The sequence below is a fragment of the Pseudomonas fitomaticsae genome (assembly GCF_021018765.1).
In the GTDB taxonomy this organism is placed as follows: Bacteria; Pseudomonadota; Gammaproteobacteria; order Pseudomonadales; family Pseudomonadaceae; genus Aquipseudomonas; species Aquipseudomonas fitomaticsae.
Map to the genome: position 1 here is coordinate 694337 of NZ_CP075567.1, position 17049 is coordinate 711385.

General features: G+C 64.1%; 18 protein-coding genes. All 18 read right to left on the bottom strand.

What is annotated here, in order from left to right; all coding sequences use genetic code 11:
- Positions 1-9: 9 nt before the first annotated feature.
- Genes KJY40_RS03100 through KJY40_RS03185 form a run of 18 tightly spaced genes read right to left on the bottom strand, consistent with a single transcriptional unit; the run spans position 10 to position 17043 of the window.
- Entirely contained in the window at positions 10-813 is an 804-nt protein-coding gene (locus tag KJY40_RS03100; RefSeq protein ID WP_115076274.1) for a hypothetical protein, read from the bottom strand.
- A 25-nt stretch (positions 814-838) separates the two neighbouring features.
- Entirely contained in the window at positions 839-2065 is a 1227-nt protein-coding gene (locus KJY40_RS03105; protein WP_230734906.1) for a beta-ketoacyl-ACP synthase, read from the bottom strand.
- A complete protein-coding gene (locus KJY40_RS03110; RefSeq protein WP_230734908.1) occupies positions 2065-2793 on the bottom strand; it encodes a 3-ketoacyl-ACP reductase FabG2 in 729 nt (242 codons plus the stop codon). Before KJY40_RS03110 ends, KJY40_RS03105 begins: the two co-directional genes overlap by 1 nt.
- Positions 2786-3250: a hotdog family protein gene (locus KJY40_RS03115; protein WP_230734910.1), complete on the bottom strand. Its 465-nt coding sequence runs from the start codon at positions 3248-3250 to the stop codon at positions 2786-2788. Before KJY40_RS03115 ends, KJY40_RS03110 begins: the two co-directional genes overlap by 8 nt.
- Positions 3247-4443 (bottom strand): beta-ketoacyl-[acyl-carrier-protein] synthase family protein, encoded by a 1197-nt coding sequence (locus tag KJY40_RS03120; RefSeq protein WP_230734912.1) that lies wholly within the window; start codon positions 4441-4443, stop codon positions 3247-3249. The genes KJY40_RS03115 and KJY40_RS03120 overlap by 4 nt, the downstream gene beginning before the upstream one ends.
- Positions 4440-4922 (bottom strand): hypothetical protein, encoded by a 483-nt coding sequence (locus KJY40_RS03125; RefSeq protein ID WP_230734914.1) that lies wholly within the window; start codon positions 4920-4922, stop codon positions 4440-4442. Before KJY40_RS03125 ends, KJY40_RS03120 begins: the two co-directional genes overlap by 4 nt.
- A complete protein-coding gene (locus KJY40_RS03130; RefSeq protein ID WP_230734916.1) occupies positions 4922-5647 on the bottom strand; it encodes a class I SAM-dependent methyltransferase in 726 nt (241 codons plus the stop codon). The genes KJY40_RS03125 and KJY40_RS03130 overlap by 1 nt, the downstream gene beginning before the upstream one ends.
- Positions 5644-6891, bottom strand: a complete 1248-nt coding sequence (locus KJY40_RS03135; protein ID WP_230734918.1) for an NAD(P)/FAD-dependent oxidoreductase — start codon at positions 6889-6891, stop codon at positions 5644-5646. The genes KJY40_RS03130 and KJY40_RS03135 overlap by 4 nt, the downstream gene beginning before the upstream one ends.
- Positions 6878-8038: a cation:proton antiporter gene (locus KJY40_RS03140; protein WP_230734920.1), complete on the bottom strand. Its 1161-nt coding sequence runs from the start codon at positions 8036-8038 to the stop codon at positions 6878-6880. Before KJY40_RS03140 ends, KJY40_RS03135 begins: the two co-directional genes overlap by 14 nt.
- Complete coding sequence (locus KJY40_RS03145; protein WP_230734922.1) at positions 8035-10374, bottom strand: MMPL family transporter; 2340 nt, start codon at positions 10372-10374, stop codon at positions 8035-8037. Before KJY40_RS03145 ends, KJY40_RS03140 begins: the two co-directional genes overlap by 4 nt.
- On the bottom strand, positions 10358-10960 hold the full coding sequence (locus tag KJY40_RS03150; RefSeq protein WP_230734923.1) for an outer membrane lipoprotein carrier protein LolA: 603 nt from the start codon (positions 10958-10960) through the stop codon (positions 10358-10360). The genes KJY40_RS03145 and KJY40_RS03150 overlap by 17 nt, the downstream gene beginning before the upstream one ends.
- The gene (locus KJY40_RS03155; protein WP_230734926.1) at positions 10957-11382 is read right to left on the bottom strand and encodes an acyl-CoA thioesterase; all 426 of its coding nucleotides are present in this window, start codon (positions 11380-11382) and stop codon (positions 10957-10959) included. Before KJY40_RS03155 ends, KJY40_RS03150 begins: the two co-directional genes overlap by 4 nt.
- Positions 11375-12919 (bottom strand): HAL/PAL/TAL family ammonia-lyase, encoded by a 1545-nt coding sequence (locus KJY40_RS03160; protein WP_230734928.1) that lies wholly within the window; start codon positions 12917-12919, stop codon positions 11375-11377. Before KJY40_RS03160 ends, KJY40_RS03155 begins: the two co-directional genes overlap by 8 nt.
- Positions 12900-13847 (bottom strand): LpxL/LpxP family acyltransferase, encoded by a 948-nt coding sequence (locus tag KJY40_RS03165; RefSeq protein ID WP_230734930.1) that lies wholly within the window; start codon positions 13845-13847, stop codon positions 12900-12902. The genes KJY40_RS03160 and KJY40_RS03165 overlap by 20 nt, the downstream gene beginning before the upstream one ends.
- The gene (locus KJY40_RS03170) at positions 13844-14578 is read right to left on the bottom strand and encodes a glycosyltransferase family 2 protein (protein WP_230734932.1); all 735 of its coding nucleotides are present in this window, start codon (positions 14576-14578) and stop codon (positions 13844-13846) included. Before KJY40_RS03170 ends, KJY40_RS03165 begins: the two co-directional genes overlap by 4 nt.
- The gene (locus KJY40_RS03175; protein ID WP_230734934.1) at positions 14571-16250 is read right to left on the bottom strand and encodes an acyl-CoA synthetase family protein; all 1680 of its coding nucleotides are present in this window, start codon (positions 16248-16250) and stop codon (positions 14571-14573) included. Before KJY40_RS03175 ends, KJY40_RS03170 begins: the two co-directional genes overlap by 8 nt.
- On the bottom strand, positions 16247-16792 hold the full coding sequence (locus tag KJY40_RS03180; RefSeq protein WP_007952346.1) for a COG4648 family protein: 546 nt from the start codon (positions 16790-16792) through the stop codon (positions 16247-16249). Before KJY40_RS03180 ends, KJY40_RS03175 begins: the two co-directional genes overlap by 4 nt.
- Positions 16789-17043 (bottom strand): acyl carrier protein, encoded by a 255-nt coding sequence (locus KJY40_RS03185; RefSeq protein ID WP_007947135.1) that lies wholly within the window; start codon positions 17041-17043, stop codon positions 16789-16791. The genes KJY40_RS03180 and KJY40_RS03185 overlap by 4 nt, the downstream gene beginning before the upstream one ends.
- Positions 17044-17049: the final 6 nt, after the last annotated feature.

Consider the following 17049-nt stretch of genomic DNA (forward strand, 5'->3'; position numbering starts at 1 on the left):
ACGGCTCAATCAATCCACGTGCGCCAGATCCCCGCGCAACGCCACACTCGACACCACCAGCCCGGCGCGGCACTGGAATTTTTCGGTGTCTTTGTACAGGTCGCGCTGGTCGACGCTGGCGATGTTGATTACCGCATTCGCATCGGCTTTCTTCGCCGCTGCCTGCAAGGTCGCGAGGGCCGATTGCAGCGCCCAGAAGCAGGCGTCGGCGTCGGATTTGTTCGAACCGTTGGTCTTGCGGCTGCTGCTGACGGTGTCGAGTTTGCGCACCTGGTTGGGCAGCACTTCGCCGGCCAGGTAGAACTTCACGCTGCCGTCGAGCAAGCCGGCGTCGGTAGCGCGTTTGACGCCTTCACGGAAGCTCAGGTAAGTCGGCTCATCGGCGCCTTGCTTGATGATGCCCAGGTTATTGACGGCTTCGATGTCCGGGTTGATCGACAGCTCTTTGAGTACGTTGTCACGCAGACGATTGACCCAGCGATTGTAGTTACCGTGGATCTTGCCGTCCTTGGCGTCCAGGCCGTAGCTGCTGCGGTAGTCGATTTCGAACGAAGTCGCGCTGAACGGAATGTCGACTTCGGCGTGATGGCGGCCGCGCACAGTGATGGCGGCTTTGATCATGCCCGGACGTACCGATTGCACGACCCACTGGCGGTCATTCAGCGCCGTGACAATGGCACGGCTCATCTGCGCGTCGGTGAAGCCCAGGTTGCTGGAAAACTCTTCCTTGGCGTTGTACACCGGTTTGCTGGTGCAACCGCCGAGTACGAAGGCCAGGGCCAGCAGGGCGGCGATGCGGTGAAACTGAGTCATTCCCTTCACTCCAGAAATGTTGCGGTCAGTGCCAGCGGCGGAAAATCAACGAAGTGTTGACGCCACCAAAAGCGAAATTGTTGTTCATCACATATTCGTTGCACATCTGGCGGAATTCGCCGCGCAGGTAATCAAGCTTGCCGCAGTGCGGATCGACCTCGTCGAGGTTGAATGTGTGCACGTACTGATCGCGATTGAGCATTTCGATGCTGAACCACGACTCCAGCGCACCGCAGGCCCCAAGGGTGTGCCCGAGGAAGCTTTTCTGCGAGCTGATCGGCATGCGTTCGCCAAACAGGCTGCTGGTGGCCAGTGTTTCGGCAATGTCGCCCTGTTCTGTAGCCGTACCGTGACCATTTACGTAACCAATTGCATCGGGCGTGAGGCCTGCGTCTTCCAGCGCCAGTTCCATTGCCCGGCGCATGGTGACTTGTTCGGGGCGGGTGGTGTGCTGGCCGTCGGCGTTGCTGCCGAAACCGACGATCTCGGCGTGAATGTGCGCACCGCGCGCGAGGGCGTGCTCCAGTTCTTCAAGCACCAGCATGCCGCCACCTTCGCCGATCACCAGACCGTCGCGGCCCTTGTCGTACGGGCGTGGCGAGGTGTGCGGTGCATCGTTTTTCAGGCTGGTGGCGTACAGCGCGTCGAACACCATGGCCTCGGTCGGGCACAGCTCTTCGGCGCCGCCGGCGAGCATCAGCGGCAGACGACCGAACTTGATCGCCTCGTAGGCGTAACCGATGCCCTGGCTGCCGCTGGTGCAGGCACTGGAGGTCGGAATCAGGCGGCCGGTGAGGCCGAAGAAGATGCTGATGTTCGCCGCCGTGGTGTGCGGCATCATCCGCACGTAGGAGTTGGCGTTGAGGCCCTCGGCCACCGAGTTGAGCAGCATGTTGCCGAACGCCTTGATCTCATCGGTGCTGCCGGTGGACGAACCGCAGGCCACGCCCATGCGCCCGTCCTTGATCGACTCGTCGCCGAGCAGGCCGGCATCAGCCAGCGCTTTTTCCGCCGCGGCGACGGCCAGCCGCGAAACACGGCCCATGCTGCGCAGCTGTTTGCGGGTCCAGTGCGCCGGCACCTGGAAATCATCGATGGGCCCGGCCAGGCGGGTGTTGAGTTCGCTGAAACGATCCCACTCGTCCATCCGGCGGATGCCGCTGCGGTTGGCGGCGAAATTGCCGGCGATGGTGTCCCAGTCGCTGCCCAGCGAGGTAATGCCGGCCATGCCGGTGACGACGACGCGCTTCATCAGCACAAGCCTCCGTTGACCGCCAGCACCTGGCGGGTGATGTACGACGCTTCCGCGGACATCAGGAAATTCACCGCACCGGCCACCTCTTCAGGTGTGCCCATGCGTTGTGCGGGGATCATTTTCATCAGTTCTTCCACCGGCACGTTTTCATCGAGCATCGCCGTGTCGATCAGGCCCGGCGCGACGCAGTTGACTGTGATCTTGCGCTTGGCCAGTTCGATCGCCAAGGCTTTCGCAGCGCCGATCACGCCCGCTTTCGACGCGCTGTAATTGACCTGGCCACGGTTGCCGATCAGCCCCGAGACCGAGGTGATGCAAACGATGCGACCAGCGGCGCGGCGGCGGATCATCGGCATCATCACCGGGTGCAGGACGTTGTAGAAACCGTCGAGGTTGGTGCGCAGCACCACGTCCCAATCGTCGTCGCTCAAGGCCGGAAAGGCGCCGTCGCGGGTCAGGCCGGCATTGAGCACCACGCCGTAGTAGGCGCCGTGGGCTTCAACGTCGGCTTCGAGGATGGCTTTGCAGGTTTCGCGATCTGCCACGTCGAATTGCAGGATGCGCGCGTTGCGGCCGAGCGCTTCGACTTCGGCTTTCACTGCTTGCGCGTCGCTCATGCCGCTGCGGCAATGCAGGACGATATCGTGGCCGGCGCTGGCCAGGCGCAAGGCGATGGCGCGGCCGATGCCACGGCTGGAGCCGGTGACCAGGATGGATTCAGTCATCGTTCGACTCCTTGGATTGTTCCAGATAGTCCGCTGCCTGGGGAGGGCGGAACACGTTCAGCCGGGCGCTGACCTCGATGCCGGGCGCGTTGATGTGGCATTCGAATACACCCATGCCGTTGTCGTCTTCCAGCGAGCGCAGGCCATGGATGGTCAGTTCGCTGCCAACCGGAAAGGCCGCGACATTGCATTCGAACTTGCGTGTGCCGAGCAGAAAGCCCAGCTCCACCGGGTTGCCTTTCTGCCGCGCATGGCAGCCGGCGAACGCGGCGACGCTTTGCGCCATCAACTCGACGCCGACCCAGGCCGGCAGGCTGCCGTCGGGCAAGCTGAACAGGCCGCCGGGTCGGACGGTGAGGGTGGTGTGGATCTGTTCGTCGTCAAAGCTCAGGATCCGGTCGATCAGGATCATGTCGCCAGCGTGGGGCAGCAGTTCGGCGAGCGGCCAGTGGGTCATGGGGCGTCTCCGATAATCAGGCTGACGTTATTGCCACCGAAGGCAAACGAGTTGCTCATCAGGTAGCGGGGTGCAATGGACGCCAGGCGTTCGCTTGCGGTCACCCACTTCAGCGTTGGCAATGCCGGGTCGGCCTGGCCGTCCCAGATGTGCGGCGGCAAGGCGTGGTCGGGGTTGTCGGCACTCAGGCTCAGCCAGCAGAACGCGGCTTCCAGTGCACCGGCGGCGCCGAGGGTGTGGCCGGTCATCGGTTTGGTCGAGGAACACGGCACGCCTTCGGCAAACAGCGCGGCGACGGCCAGGCTTTCCATGGCGTCGTTGTGCTGGGTCGCGGTGCCGTGCAGGTTCAGGTAGCTGATGTCGCCGGCTTGCAGGTGGGCTTGATCGAGGGCTTTCTGCATCGATTGCCGCGCGCCACGGCCGGTCGGCTCCGGTGCGGAAATATGGTGCGCGTCGGAGCTGGCGCCAGCGCCGAGCAAGGCGATGCCCGGCCCTGCGCCACGTTCTTTGCTCATCACGAACAGCACCGCCGCTTCGCCGATGTTGATGCCGTTGCGGTTGGCGGAAAACGGATTGCAACGCTCGTCCGACACTGCTTCCAGCGCACTGAAACCGTTGAGGGTCAGTTTGCACAGGCTATCGACACCGCCGCACAGCACGGCATCGCACAGGCCCAGATCGAGCAGGCGCCGGGCGCTCATCAGTGCGCGTGCGCTGGAGGTGCAGGCAGTGGAAATCACATAGGTCGGGCCGCTCAGTTGCAGCCAGTCGGCAAGGAAATTCGCCGGGGCGCCGAGTTCCTGTTGCCGGTAGTCGTAATCGGCCGGGAACTGGTGGTCGCGAATGTAGTGCGCCAGCCCACGACTGGCCTCGTCGATGCCCGAAGTGCTGGTGCCGAGCACGACGCCGATGCGATCGCGACCATAAGTCTGGATCGCCTGCTCGATGTCATCGCGAATCTGCAACGCGGCTTCCAGCAACAGTTGATTGTTGCGACTGCGCTGGTCGGCGAGTGCCTCGGGAATCGGCGCCAGATCGCCGTGCACGGCGGCCACCGGCAGTTCGCGCTCCGGCACCCAGCCGGACGCGCGGCGCATGCCCGAGCAGTCGCCGGCAAACAGGTTGCGTGCCACGGCTTGCTTGTCGCGCCCCAGGGCGCAGATCACGCCGAGGGCATTGAGGTAGGCGGTCATGACGTCGGTTCACCGAGTGGCGTTACGCGATAGTGCGGGCCTTGTGGCAGGTTCAATTCGAAGCTCAAGGGTTGGGTGTAACGGATGTCCCAGCGCGCCGGCAGGGAACGTTGGCCGCCCTGTTGTTGCGCGTCGGGGTAGTTGCGCGACAGCTCGCCCGCCGGGGTCAGGGCGAACAGCAGCGCGGCGAACAGCTCTCGGGCTTCCGGGTTGGGCGGCAGCAGGCCGTCGGCCTGCCAGTGTCCGTCGATCAACTGCTGACGCGCCTGGGGAATGCCCAGCGGATCCATCATCGACCAGCGGATGCCGGGGCCTTCGCGCTGGATCACCAGCAACCAGTCTTGCTGTTGCCCGGCCAGGTGGCGCTCGATATGCAGTTGCATCGGCAGCGGCAGGCTCGGGTTGCTGGCAGGCAGCGGCGCCTGACTGGCGCAGGCACCGAGCAACAGGACGCAGGCGAGCAGCAGAACACGCAACATCAGACAGCCTCGTTCAAGGGTTTGCGGGCTACCACGTTGACCAGGGTTTCTTCCCGCTGGCCGAATGGTTTTGGTTTGTGCAATCCAAAACGTTCGAGCAGGCCGAAATCCTTCGACCGGCTCCACCACAGATACGGGTACGAAACGTTCTGTTCGGCGAACTCGAAACCCTGCTGGCGAATCATCTCCAGGTACTGCGCCGCGCTCTTTTGCACGTGCATCGGATGACGGAACAGCCAGCGAATCACCCACGTATCAATGTAAGCCTCGGTGGACTCGGCGAACAGCAGATAACCGCCCGGCTTGAGCACCCGATAGAACTCGGCCAGGGCTTTTTCCTGCTCCACCAGATGATGGAAGGTCTGGTGACAGAACAGCAGATCGACGCTCGCATCCGGGACATTCAAAGTCGCGCAGTCACTGCCGATCAGCTCGACGTCGAAGCCCTGACGCGCGGCCTCGGCGGCGCTCAGTTCCAGGCTGTGCGGGTCGGCATCGACGCCGATCAGGCGCTGCGGCGCGAAGGTCTGGCGCAGGTGACCGAACGATTTGCCCTGGCCGCAACCGGCATCCAGCAGCACCGGACTGGCCGGCAACGATTCGCTGAACAGCCCGCGCAGATCGTTGATCGCCACGCGCAGCACATGGTGCTGCCAGGTGTGGCTGCGCAGGAACCAGAAGCCGAAGCGGGTTTCCTCGACGTAGTTGTCGCTCAAGTAATTCATGTGTCGTCCCTTGCACAGAGTTCGGAGATCGTCTTCAGCCGACGGCGCGCTTCGCTGACGAACGGGTTGCGTTCGTCCCAGGCGTAGCCGGCGAGGATCGAGCAGATCATGCGGCGGATTTCCGGGGAGCTTTGCTCGTGGAAAATCACGTCCTGGAAAGTGCCGGCGTACCAGCCTTCGACGTAGCAGCGGAACGTGTCGACCCCGCGTTTCAGCGGCTCGGCGAACTCGCTTTGCCAGTCCACTGATTCGCCCTGCAACTGCCGGTGCAGCACAGCGGCGGCCATGCTCGCCGAACGCATGGCGATGGTCACGCCCGAGGAGAACACCGGGTCGAGAAATTCCGCCGCGTTGCCCAGCAGCGCAAAGCCCGGGCCGTGCAGGATTTTGACGTTGGCCGCATAGCCGCCGAGGGTGCGCGCCGGGGTGTCCCACACGGCGTTGTTCAGCACTTTGGCCAGGCTCGGGGTTTCGGCGATGAAGCCGCGCAGACAGGCGTCGAGGTCGGCATCGCGACCTGTGAAATGTTCAGCGGCAGCCACCACGCCGACGGAGCAGCGACCGTTGCTGAACGGGATCGACCAGAACCAGATATCGCGGTGCTGCGGATGGGTGGTGATGAGGATCTTCTCGCGGTCGAAGCCGGGATGATCGATATGGTCTTCGACGTGGGTGAAGACGGCCTGGCGAACCGGGAAATTCGACGGTGCTTCCAGGTCGAGCAGGCGTGACAGCACGCGGCCGTAGCCGCTGGCATCGAGGACAAAGTCGGCTTCGACGCGGTACTCGCTGCCGTCTTCGCGGCGCACATCCAGCTGCGGTCGCGGGCGTTCGACATCGACGCTGACAATCGCGTCGCCATAGCGGATTTCCGCGCCCTGCAACGCCGCCTGATCGGCCAGCAACTTGTCGAAGTCGGCGCGTTGTACCTGCAGGGTCGTGGGCTTGCCGGCGGTGAAGGTGTCAGCAAAATCAAAGGCACTGTAGCGCTCACCCCAGGCGAACGCCGCACCGTTCTTGCGCTGGAAACCGGCGGCATTCACCGCCTCGAGCATGCCGGCTTCTTCGACGAAATCCAGACAATGGCAGAGCAGGCTTTCACCGATGGAGAACCTCGGGAAATGCTGGCGCTCGATCACCAGCACGTCGTGTCCCTTGCGCTTGAGCAATGCGGCGGCGATGGCGCCGGAGGGGCCGGCGCCGATGATCACGACCTGACGGGATTCCATTTCAACGATTGGCACGCGAGCTCCTGGGTACGGCAATAGGGTTCAGTGACGCCCGGTGCAGGCCGATGAAGGCCGGCAACAGCGTCGCGATCAGACCCATCAGCATCAGCGCAAAGTACAGCGCCGGGCTGATGAGCTGTTGTTGCAACAGCAGGTTGAGAAAGACGATTTCGCTCAAGCCGCGAATGTTCAGCAGCACGCTTTCGCGCCAGCGACTGGCGCCTGCGAACGACGCGCCGGCCCAGCCGAGGCCGAGCCAGTTGCCCACAATTTTGCTGATGATCGGCAACAACAGCAGTGCCGCCCATTGCACGGCGCCGAGGCTGGCGAGGGCGCTGTGCACGTCGATCTGGACGATGCCGAACGTGAGGATCAGCGGAATCGCGACCCAGGTCTGCAAGCGGTTCATCCAGTGCGCCGGCAGCGGCAATACCAGCGGCACCTTGAGCGCGGCCATGCACAGCAGATAGCCGATGCCGAAAATCAGTGCGTTGAGTTTGGAGTGTTCGGCCAGCACCAACAGCGCAAAAAAGCCGAGGCTGTAGGTCAATGGCCGGCGGATGCCGAACACCCGCAACAACACTGGCACGCAGGCCAGCCCCAGCGGCAGCAACAGACTGCTCAGGTGCAGGCTGCCCTGAGCGAGACCGAACAGCGTCCAGCAGGTCAGGTCGATCAGAATCGCGGTCTGCACCAGGCGCCGGGTGGCGGCGGGCGGGTAGTCGATGTGGCGCAGGTACAGGTACAACACCGGAATCGCGGTGATGGCGAACACCAGACCGATGGCCAGCGAGTGGATCCACGGTTGCGCCGGCAACAGCCAGTACGCTGTCGCCAGGCCGCAGGTGAACGGCACGGCGAAACTCGGCAGGGCGATCTTCACGCTCTGACGGTCCAGGCGCAGGTCGATCACGTCGCTGAGGATGTGCCCCAGCAGCAGGGCGAAGCTCAGGCTGTAGAGGTTTTTCAGCCAGCCCGGCGCGATCAGTTCGGCGCCGTTGAGTTGCCAGCCCGGTTCGATCCAGAAGTACATCAACAGCGGCAGGCCGAAGCTGGCCAGCAGCAATTGACTGACGATCGGGATCAGCCCGAAATGCCGGCCGACCCGGGTGGCGACAAAGAACAGCGCCAGGGCCATCAGCCAGAAAATCACCACCATCATGCTGAAGGCTCCGTGACGGCAACCGCATGGGCCTGACGCCCGGCCCACGGTGCGAGCATGAAACTGAAGGCCAGACCGAGGCTCACCGACAGGCCGAAGTTGCTCACCGCCGGGGTGCTCGACACCGCCAGCAGGCCGAACGACAGCCAGGTGGTGGCGGCCGCCAGCAAGGTGCCGAGCAGGCTCACGGCCGCACCGCCAACCTGCTCGCGCATGAGGATTGCGTAGTCGACGCTGATCGCCGTCACCAGCAGCAGGCCGAACAGGCTGAACAGGGTCAGCGGCTGACCGAGCCAGCCCAGGCTGGCGAGACTGCACAGCGCGGCGAGTAGCGGCAGGGCGACGATCCGCAGGGCGCCACCGAGACCGAACGGCAGCATCAGCACCAGCACGATCAACACGCAGGACGCGAGTTTCAGTTCAGCGGCGCTGATCTGGGTTTGCGCGAACACCTTGTTCAGATCGCCGAGCCGATCCACCAGCATCACACCCGGCAGATCCAGCGCCTGCACCCGCAGCAACGACGGATTGTTCAGGCCTTGCAGGCTGACCATCGCTGCCACGCCGTCCTCGGTCGGCCCGAGCCACAGCGTGCGGTAGGGTTCGCCGAGCGGGCCGGCCAGTGCCGCATCGATGTCCTCGGCGGGCAGGACCTGCAACTGTTGCAGCTCGTTTTGCAGCGCCGCCAGCGGCACGCCGACCTCCAGCAACGGTTGCCAGAACTGCGGCAACTTGCTGAGCGCTTCACGCACTTGTTGCTGCTGAGACGGCGGGCTGACCAGTTGATTGAGCGCCAGATAACCCTGCAACTTGTCGAGGTTGACCAGTTGATCCAGCCGCTCGCTCAGGGCCGCTTGCCGTTCCAGCAATTGCTGCTGATCGGCGGCGCGCACCAGGAAAAACTGGCTGGTCGGCTGATAGCCGGTAATCCGCGCGATGGTCTGCGCTTCATCGGTCAGGCGTTGCGGCGCACCGACCCACTGGCGAATGTCGTTCTTGCTCTCCAGTTGCAGCAGGCCACCGACGCAGAAGGCGATCAGCAGGGCCAGCAACACTGGCGTCCTGATGTGTTCGAGCAGGTTTTCTCGCAGTCGCACCAGACGCTCAGCCAGTTGCAGCGGCCATTGCGCCGGGCGCAGTTCGACGTTCTTCAGCAGCGCCGGCAGCAGGCACACCGCCGACAGGTAGGCGCCGAGCAAACCGGCGGCGGAGAACACGGCGATCTGGGTCAGGGCCGGGAAAGGTGTCCAGGCCAGTGCCAGGTAACCGATGGCGCTGGTGATCAGGCTCAACGTCAGTCCGGACAGGGTCAGGCGCAGCGCCGGCCAACTGTGCCACGGCTTGAGACTCCAGCTCTTGGACAGGTAGTGCAGCGGGTAATCCACCGCCACGCCGATCAGGCTGGAACCAAGCACCAGGGTCATCACATGCATGTGCCCGAACAGCGCCACGCAGGCCACCGCACCGAACAGCATGCCGACCAGCACCGGAATGAACGCCAGCAGCACCCGCCAGCGACGGAAGGCGAGCAGCAACAGCAACAGGATGCCAACGGTGGCGCCGCCGCCGACCCAGGTCATTTCCCGGGTCGCCTGCTGCTGACCGTTGGCGGCGTACAGCAGGCCGCTGGCGGCCAGCAGTTGCACGTCGGCGCTCGCGGCTTGTTCACGGCTGTGTTGCAGCAGCGCGGCGACTTGCAGCGGTTGATTCATGTCGAAGGCGCTGCCGGTGGTGCGCGCGCGCAGCAGCACCCAGCTCTTGCCGTCGGCGTCGGCGATCAACGCGCCGCTGCCGATGTCCAGTTGCACCGCGCCATGTTGCGGCTGGCTGTTCTGGATGCGTCCGGTCAGGCCCAGCCAGTCGTCCTGACTCGGCACCAGGCTGAATCCGGTGAACGGGTCGAACAGCGCCTGCACCCGTTGCTGGATGAAGGCGTCGGGATGTTCGGTCAGCAGTTGCCGGTCGTCCGCCGAGAGCATTGCCAGCCGACCTTGCAGCAACTGCGTGCGCAGGGCCGGCAGGTCGGCTTGCAGGTTCCACTGGACCTTTTCGAACAGCCCGCTGGCCTGCCATTGCTCGCCCAGGGTCTGGGCCATGGCGACGGCTTGCTGGCGATCGGCGTGGCCGACCAGCACCAGCATGTCGCGGTTGAGCGGTTCCTGCATGCGTTGTTCGGCGCGCAGTTCGAGGGCGTCCGGGTGGGTGCCGGGCACCAGCTCCATCAGGTTGGCCGACAGCGGCGCGCCGTCGCGCCACTGCCAGGCGCCCAGTGCGACGACGGCCAGCAGCAGGATCAGGAACAGCCAGGGCAGCCTGCGTTCACTCGGCAAAGTCATGTTGCTCCGCGTCGCTCAGAGGTTGGCCGGCAGTGCTGTCCTGCATGCGCAGAACGGTGCTGTCGCCCTGGGTTTCCAGCAGTTCGATGGTGTTCACCAACGCGCCGCCGCTGATGTTGATCTGATTGAAGACTTGCTTGAGCAGCACCGAGCGCGGGGTCAGGGTCAGTTGCCATTTCTGCGCATCGCCGCTCAGGGCCAGTTCGAAATCCCGTTGCAGACCGCTGCTGTCGCCTTGCAGCACGGCGAGGAACAGTCGGTTCTGCTCGGCCCCGGCGCTCTTGTTTGGTAGTAGTTGCCAGCCGGTGGCATCACGCCGGGCGATGCCTTTGGCGCTGATGCGGTAATCCTGTTGCAGCGGGGTTTTCAGCAGCCACAGCAGGCCGTGTTTTTTCGCCAGCACGAAGCTGCCCTTGCTGATCAGCGGCTGGGGCAGGGCACGCAGGTGTTTTTCCTGGATGAACTGGCCGTGGATCACGTCCGGCTTCGCCAGTTGCTCGCTCAACTGTTGCAGGTCGAAGGCGTTGGCCAGCGACGACAGCGTCAGCAGCGCCAGGGCCCCAAGGGATTTCAACAACACATTCATCGCAGCATCCTTTCCACGGCATCGGTGAAGACTTTCGGTGAGGCCAGTTGCATCTCGCGGCTGCTGACTTCGACCGCCACCTGCACCGAGCTGGCGCGGGTCAGGCGTTCGCCGGTATCGGCATCGGTGATCAGGTAGTTAATCTTCAGGCGGTTTTCCCACTCAACCAGGCTGGCGCGCACGTTCAGCCGCTGGCCGAACACCGCGCCGCGCACGTAGCGCAATTGCAGGTCGATCACCGGCCAGGCATAGCCCGAGTCGACCATCTGGTTGTAGTTGTGGCCGATCTTGTCGAGCAGTGCGCAACGCGCCACTTCCAGGTATTTCACGTAATGGCCGTGCCAGACGACGTGCATGGTGTCGACGTCAAAGAACGGCACGAGGATTTCCGTATCGGCGTGAAGCACTCCGGCACTACGCATGCAGCCTCCAGTGTTGTTCGGCGATACGTTGCAGACACAGGCGCAGTTCGCCTTCCAGGGCGCGGTCTTCGATCACTGGCGGGAAGTCCCGGGCCAGTTGTTCGTGCATGGCGGCCAACGATGGCGGCAGTGGACGCGCGTCTGCATCGCGACCACGCAGCCACACGCCCTGATTGGCCGCCAGCAGCGTGGCGGCGGCGACCTGTTCGGTCAGCTCCAGCACACGAATGGCGTCGCGGGCGGCGATGGTGCCCATGCTCACCTTGTCCTGGTTGTGGCATTCGGTGGAGCGCGAAAACACGCTGGCCGGCATGGTGTTTTTCAAGGCTTCGGCGGTCCAGGCGCTGGCGCCGATCTGCACGGCCTTGAAGCCGTGGTTGAGCATCGCGCGGTCGGCGCTGGCGCCGGACAGGTTGCTCGGCAAACCGTGGTTGTAACGCTCGTCCACCAACAGCGCGAGTTGCCGGTCGAGCAGGTCGGCGACGTTGGCCACGAGGTTTTTCAGGCTGTCCATGGCGAACGCGATATGCCCACCGTAGAAATGCCCGCCGTGCAGCACGCGCTCGGCTTCGGCGTCGATGATCGGGTTGTCGTTGGCGCTGTTGAGTTCGGTTTCGATGAACGAACGCAGCCAGTTCAGGCTGTCGGCCAGCACGCCAAGCACATGCGGTGCACAGCGCAGCGAGTAGCGATCCTGCAAGCGGTGCAATGGCGCGGTCGGCGCGTCGATCGCCAGATCCTTGCGCAGCCACGCGGCGACCTGCATCTGTCCCGGATGCGGCTTGGCGGCGAACAGGCGCTCGTCGAAGTGTTCCGGGTTGCCTTGCAGCGCCACCACGTTCAACGCGGTGATGCGGGTGGCCAGTTGCAGCAGGTAATCGGCGCGGGCGTAAGCCAGGCAGGCGAGGCCGGTCATCACGGCGGTGCCGTTCATCAGCGCCAGTGCTTCCTTCGGACGCAGCACCAGCGGCGTCCAGCCCAGTTCGCTATGCACATCTGCAGCCTGGCGGCGTTCACCACGGAACATCACTTCACGCTCGCCGGACAGGGTCGCGGCGACGTAGGACAGCGGCGTCAGGTCGCCGCTGGCGCCCACCGAACCCTCTTCAGGAATCAGCGGCAAAATGTCGTGTTCAAGAAACGCATGCAGGCGTTCCAGCAACTCGATGCGCACCCCGGACACGCCGTGGCACAACGACTGCAAACGCGCCGCCAGCACCGCGCGGGTGGCCTGAGCGTCGAGCAGTTTGCCCAGCCCGCAGCCGTGGAACGTGTAGAGATGACGCGGCAGCGCCTCGACGTGATGCAGCGGCACCGCGACCACGCAGGAATCGCCGTAACCGGTGGTCACGCCGTAGATCACGCCTTCCTTGTCCAGCAGCGAATCGAGGAACCGCGCGCCCTTGGCGATGCGTTCGCGATAAGGCGCGTCGCTCTGCAACTGCACGGGCGCCTGACGGTTGGCCAGGGCCAGCACGTCTTCGATGCGCAAAGGGCGTTCGCCGAAGGTGACCGGCTCAGGAGTTGGCGTTGTCATCGGTTTTCCAGAATGGGTAAAAGTTGAACCATTGGCACGGTGCTTCGAGGCAATAGTGACTCAGGCGTTGCGCATAGCGGGTGGCCCACTGATGAATGACCTGTTCGCGCTCGCGGCGTGACCACGTCACGGCGTCGGCGAAGGGTTCGAGGGTCAGGCGGTAGTGACCGTCAGGCTGCTTGAGGCACATCAGCAGATTGACCGGGCATTTCAGCAGGCCGGCCAGCAGCCACGGCCCTTGCGGGAACGGCGCCGGGTGGCCGAGAAAGTCCACGGTCACGCTGCGCCCGCCATGCAGCGGCACGCGGTCGCCGGCAATCGCCAGCCATTCGCCGCGCTCCAGGCGTTCGTGCAGTTGCAGCATGATCACCGGGTCCAGCTCGCTGACCTGGATCAGTCGCAGGTTGGTCGCCCCGGCCTCGCCCAGCAGGCGATTGAATTGCTCGGCGTGCTTGGTGTGCACCAGCACGTTCATGGTGACCTTTTCACCCAGTTCCGCCAGCGCCCGGCACACTTCGAGGTTGCCCAGATGCGCGCCCACCAGCATTTGCCCGCGACTGCCGCGCAACTGATTGCGCAGCAGCGCCGGGTCGATGATTTCGATCTGCTCGATCTTCAGCTTGCCGTTCCACACGTCGAGCTTGTCGAGCAGCGAATCGGCAAATGCCATGAACTGGCGGAACACCCGCCACCGGGTCGGACGCAATTCGTGGCGACCGCTCCAGTCGGCGAGGCGCTGCTGATACTGCCAGGCACTGCGCCGGGCGGTGCGGCCGAACAGGAAAAAGTACAGAACGATGCCGTACAGCAACGGGCTCAGCAGCCGTCGGCCAAGGACCTTGGCGGCGAACGCGGTGAATTTCATCAGCAGGAAACTGCCGCGCTCTTCGCGGTCGGCCCAGTGCTTCTTGTCGGTCTCGACGGTCATGCGCGCCACCGTCGCCAGAGGATTGCGGGCAGGCGCAGCAACATGCCGAAGAACAGTCGCGTGTGCATGCTCGAGATCAGCACGTTGTCGTGGAACAGGCGAAAGTGCGACACGCCGTCCAGCGGGTAGTGCACGCTGGTCTGCAACCAGCGCATCGGCTGATTGCGCCACGCCAGGCGCACCAGAATGTCCGAGTCGAAATCCATGCGCTTGCCGATCCGCGCCGAGTCGATCACGCCCAGCGTCGGTTCCAGCGGATACACCCGGAAGCCGCACATCGAGTCGCGAATCTGCAGCGACAAGGTGTTGATCCACACCATCACATGGGTCAGATAACGCGCATACAAACGGCCCTTGGGCACGCTGGCGTCATACAGCGGATAACCGCAAATCAGCGACTTGGGGTGAGCGCGGGATTCTTCGATGAACCGCGCGACATCCTGCAAGTCATGCTGACCGTCGGCGTCGACCTGCAGGGCATGGCTGAAGCCCAGCCGCGCGGCTTCACGCAGACCGGTCATCACCGCGCCGCCCTTGCCCTGATTGGCAGTGAGGCGCACCAGATAAACCCGCTCGCGCCCGGCCAGCGCGTCCAGCACCGCCGCGCAGGACTTGCTGCTGGCATCGTCCACCAGAATGCACGGCAGATCCTCGGCGAGCAGGGCGTCGACCACCGTGCCGATGGCGGTTTCGTGGTTGTAGACCGGGATCACGGCGCAAGGGTTATGCATCGCCAGTCCCCAGTAGAATCCGCCCGCTGGAGCAGGTGGCGGTGTCATTGCGGTAGGCGAAATACAACTTGCCGCGCTCCGGGTCGAAGCGCAGATGCAACTGGATTTCATCGCCGGGGCGCACCAGTTGCTGGAATTTCAGCACTTCCATGCCGGCGAACGCGCCGGGCAGGTTCAGCAGTTGCCGACCCAGGTTCAGCGCCCATTCGACCTGCACCACACCCGGCAGCACCGGAGCCTTGGGGAAGTGGCCGCTGAAGTAGGCCAGATCCGGCGGAACGCTCAATTGCAGGTTCCATTCGCCCTCGGTTTGGGCCTGCTCCAGGATTTCCGGCGCTTTTGGCCGTGGCGCCAGCAGCAAGGCTTCGACGTCGGCTTGAGGCAACTTGCCCTGCGAGGTCAGCGGCAACTGTCGCAGCAGACGCCAGCGGCGGGGCAGGGCCAGGGCTTCGCAATGGTCGCCGAGATGACGGCGCAGGGTTTCAGTCAGGCTGCGCCGACCGTGTTCGCGCAGGGCAAACAGGCCGGATTCGCTGAGCACCAACAGCGCGCCGAGGGACGCGCGGTTTTCCTGAACCACGCCCAGACGCGCTTCGGCGACCCATTCGTGGGCCACCAGTGCCTGTTCAAGCATCGGCAGGGATATGCGTTTTTCTTCGAGTTTGACGATCCGGTCGAGCCGCCCGAGCAATTCAAAGCGGCCATCGGCCTGAATGCGCGCCGCATCGGCGGTGTGTTCGACATGCCCGGCGGGCAGGTAGGGCGATGCGATCAGCAAGGCGCCGTCGCTGTCCTGGCTCAACTCGACGCCGGCAAACGGTTGCCACAACGATTCGCTCTGACGCCAGGCGATGCCGCCGGTTTCCGAGCTGCCGAGGATTTCTGTCGGCCACTGTCCCAGGCGTTGGTGCAGGCTTTGCGCGGCGTCTGCCGGCAGTGCGCCGCCAGATGAAAATACCCGGCGCACGGCGCTCAACGCGGGCCAGTCGAGGTTGTCGCCCATGCGTTTAAGCAGCGCTGGACTGGCGACCCAGGCAAAGGTCGAGTGCTCGCGGCTGGCGCGTTGCAGGTCTTCCGGGAAGGCCAGTTGCTTGCGCAGGAACGGACGCCCGGCGCATAGCGGCCACAGCACGCGGAACAGCAAGCCGTAAATGTGCTGGGTGGCGACGCTGCCGAGGATGCAGGCTTCGCCGAGATCCGCGCCCCACAGTTGCTCAAGGGCTTCGACTTCGTTGGCCAGTTGCCGCAGGGATTTGTCGATGCGCTTGGGCTCGCCGCTGGAGCCGGAGGTGCACAGGCTCAGGCGACACTGGTCGAGATCCAGTTCGGCAGCGGGCAGGGGAGGTTGCAGCAGATCGCTCAAGCGAGCGTCATCGGCCTGATCGGTCAGCCACAGGTCGACGTCGCTCGACCAGCGCTGGCGGGTCTGCGCTTGCAGGTCCGAAGGCAGCAACACGTTGACACCGGCGCGCCAGGCGCCGAGCAGGGCGACGGCCAGGTCGGCGGCATCTTCCAGATGCAGCGCCAGACGTTGCACGCCGCGCGCTTGCAGGCCGCCGGCCAGACTCAGGGCCTGTTCGCGCAGTTGTGCATGATCGAGTGCCGGCGCGACGGTGATTGCGCGCTGCGGCAGATCCTTGAGCAACAGCTGCTCAAGTTTTATCCAGTTCATGGGCGACCTCTTACCCGTTGTCGTATCAGCCATTCAATGGCAAACATCAGGCCGATCAATCCGTAGGAGATCAGGCCGGTGTACAACATCCACCAGTTCAGCGGCGCCCAAAGTGTCAGCAGGGCGGCGCACAAACCGTTGCAAAAGAAAAACACGCTCCAGGCCACGGTGACCTGGCGGGTGTAACGAATCGCCTTGGGCGGCAGTTGCGGTTCACGCAGGCGAGCCAGACGCTCGACCATCGGCGGGCCGTATTTCAGGCTCAGGCTGAACAGCACCAGCATGAAGCCGCTGATCAGCACCGGGTACCAGCGCAACAGCAAAGGGCTGTCGAACACTGCCAGCAGCAGGCAGAACACGATCGCCACGCAGGCCATCCACAGACTGCCGGGCTTGCGTTCGCCGGTCAGCGCCCGGGCGAGCCACAGGCCGCCCAGTAGCAGACCGAACTGCCATGGCGCGAAATGCTCCATGCCGAAATACACCGCAAAGGGATACAACAGGCCTGCCAGCAGCAGGCCGAGGCCGATCAATCGGCTCATGCGGCCGGTTGAACCAGACGGTAGACCGCCTCGACCACGTCGCTGACGGTGCGCACTGACTTGAATTCCTCGGCGGCGATTTTCTTGCCGGTCTGGCGCTTGATGTGATCGATCAGGTCGACGGCGTCGATGCTGTCGATTTCCAGATCCTGATACAGGTTGGATTCCAGGCTCACGCGGGCCGGGTCCAGTTCGAACAGCTCGACCAGGGCATCGCGCAGGGTGTTGAAGATGTCGTCACGAGTTTGCATGGTCCG

Bases quoted from the DNA above. Each gene is read 5' to 3' on its own strand.
- KJY40_RS03155 (WP_230734926.1), bottom strand. From the start codon at position 11,382: ATGCGTAGTGCCGGAGTGCTTCACGCCGATACGGAAATCCTCGTGCCG.
- KJY40_RS03145 (WP_230734922.1), bottom strand. From the start codon at position 10,374: ATGACTTTGCCGAGTGAACGCAGGCTGCCCTGGCTGTTCCTGATCCTG.
- KJY40_RS03105 (WP_230734906.1), bottom strand. From the start codon at position 2,065: ATGAAGCGCGTCGTCGTCACCGGCATGGCCGGCATTACCTCGCTGGGC.
- KJY40_RS03125 (WP_230734914.1), bottom strand. From the start codon at position 4,922: ATGTTGCGTGTTCTGCTGCTCGCCTGCGTCCTGTTGCTCGGTGCCTGC.
- KJY40_RS03130 (WP_230734916.1), bottom strand. From the start codon at position 5,647: ATGAATTACTTGAGCGACAACTACGTCGAGGAAACCCGCTTCGGCTTC.
- KJY40_RS03120 (WP_230734912.1), bottom strand. From the start codon at position 4,443: ATGACCGCCTACCTCAATGCCCTCGGCGTGATCTGCGCCCTGGGGCGC.
- KJY40_RS03185 (WP_007947135.1), bottom strand. From the start codon at position 17,043: ATGCAAACTCGTGACGACATCTTCAACACCCTGCGCGATGCCCTGGTC.
- KJY40_RS03180 (WP_007952346.1), bottom strand. From the start codon at position 16,792: ATGAGCCGATTGATCGGCCTCGGCCTGCTGCTGGCAGGCCTGTTGTAT.
- KJY40_RS03115 (WP_230734910.1), bottom strand. From the start codon at position 3,250: ATGACCCACTGGCCGCTCGCCGAACTGCTGCCCCACGCTGGCGACATG.
- KJY40_RS03175 (WP_230734934.1), bottom strand. From the start codon at position 16,250: ATGAACTGGATAAAACTTGAGCAGCTGTTGCTCAAGGATCTGCCGCAG.
- KJY40_RS03160 (WP_230734928.1), bottom strand. From the start codon at position 12,919: ATGACAACGCCAACTCCTGAGCCGGTCACCTTCGGCGAACGCCCTTTG.
- KJY40_RS03150 (WP_230734923.1), bottom strand. From the start codon at position 10,960: ATGAATGTGTTGTTGAAATCCCTTGGGGCCCTGGCGCTGCTGACGCTG.
- KJY40_RS03140 (WP_230734920.1), bottom strand. From the start codon at position 8,038: ATGATGGTGGTGATTTTCTGGCTGATGGCCCTGGCGCTGTTCTTTGTC.
- KJY40_RS03100 (WP_115076274.1), bottom strand. From the start codon at position 813: ATGACTCAGTTTCACCGCATCGCCGCCCTGCTGGCCCTGGCCTTCGTA.
- KJY40_RS03170 (WP_230734932.1), bottom strand. From the start codon at position 14,578: ATGCATAACCCTTGCGCCGTGATCCCGGTCTACAACCACGAAACCGCC.
- KJY40_RS03165 (WP_230734930.1), bottom strand. From the start codon at position 13,847: ATGACCGTCGAGACCGACAAGAAGCACTGGGCCGACCGCGAAGAGCGC.
- KJY40_RS03110 (WP_230734908.1), bottom strand. From the start codon at position 2,793: ATGACTGAATCCATCCTGGTCACCGGCTCCAGCCGTGGCATCGGCCGC.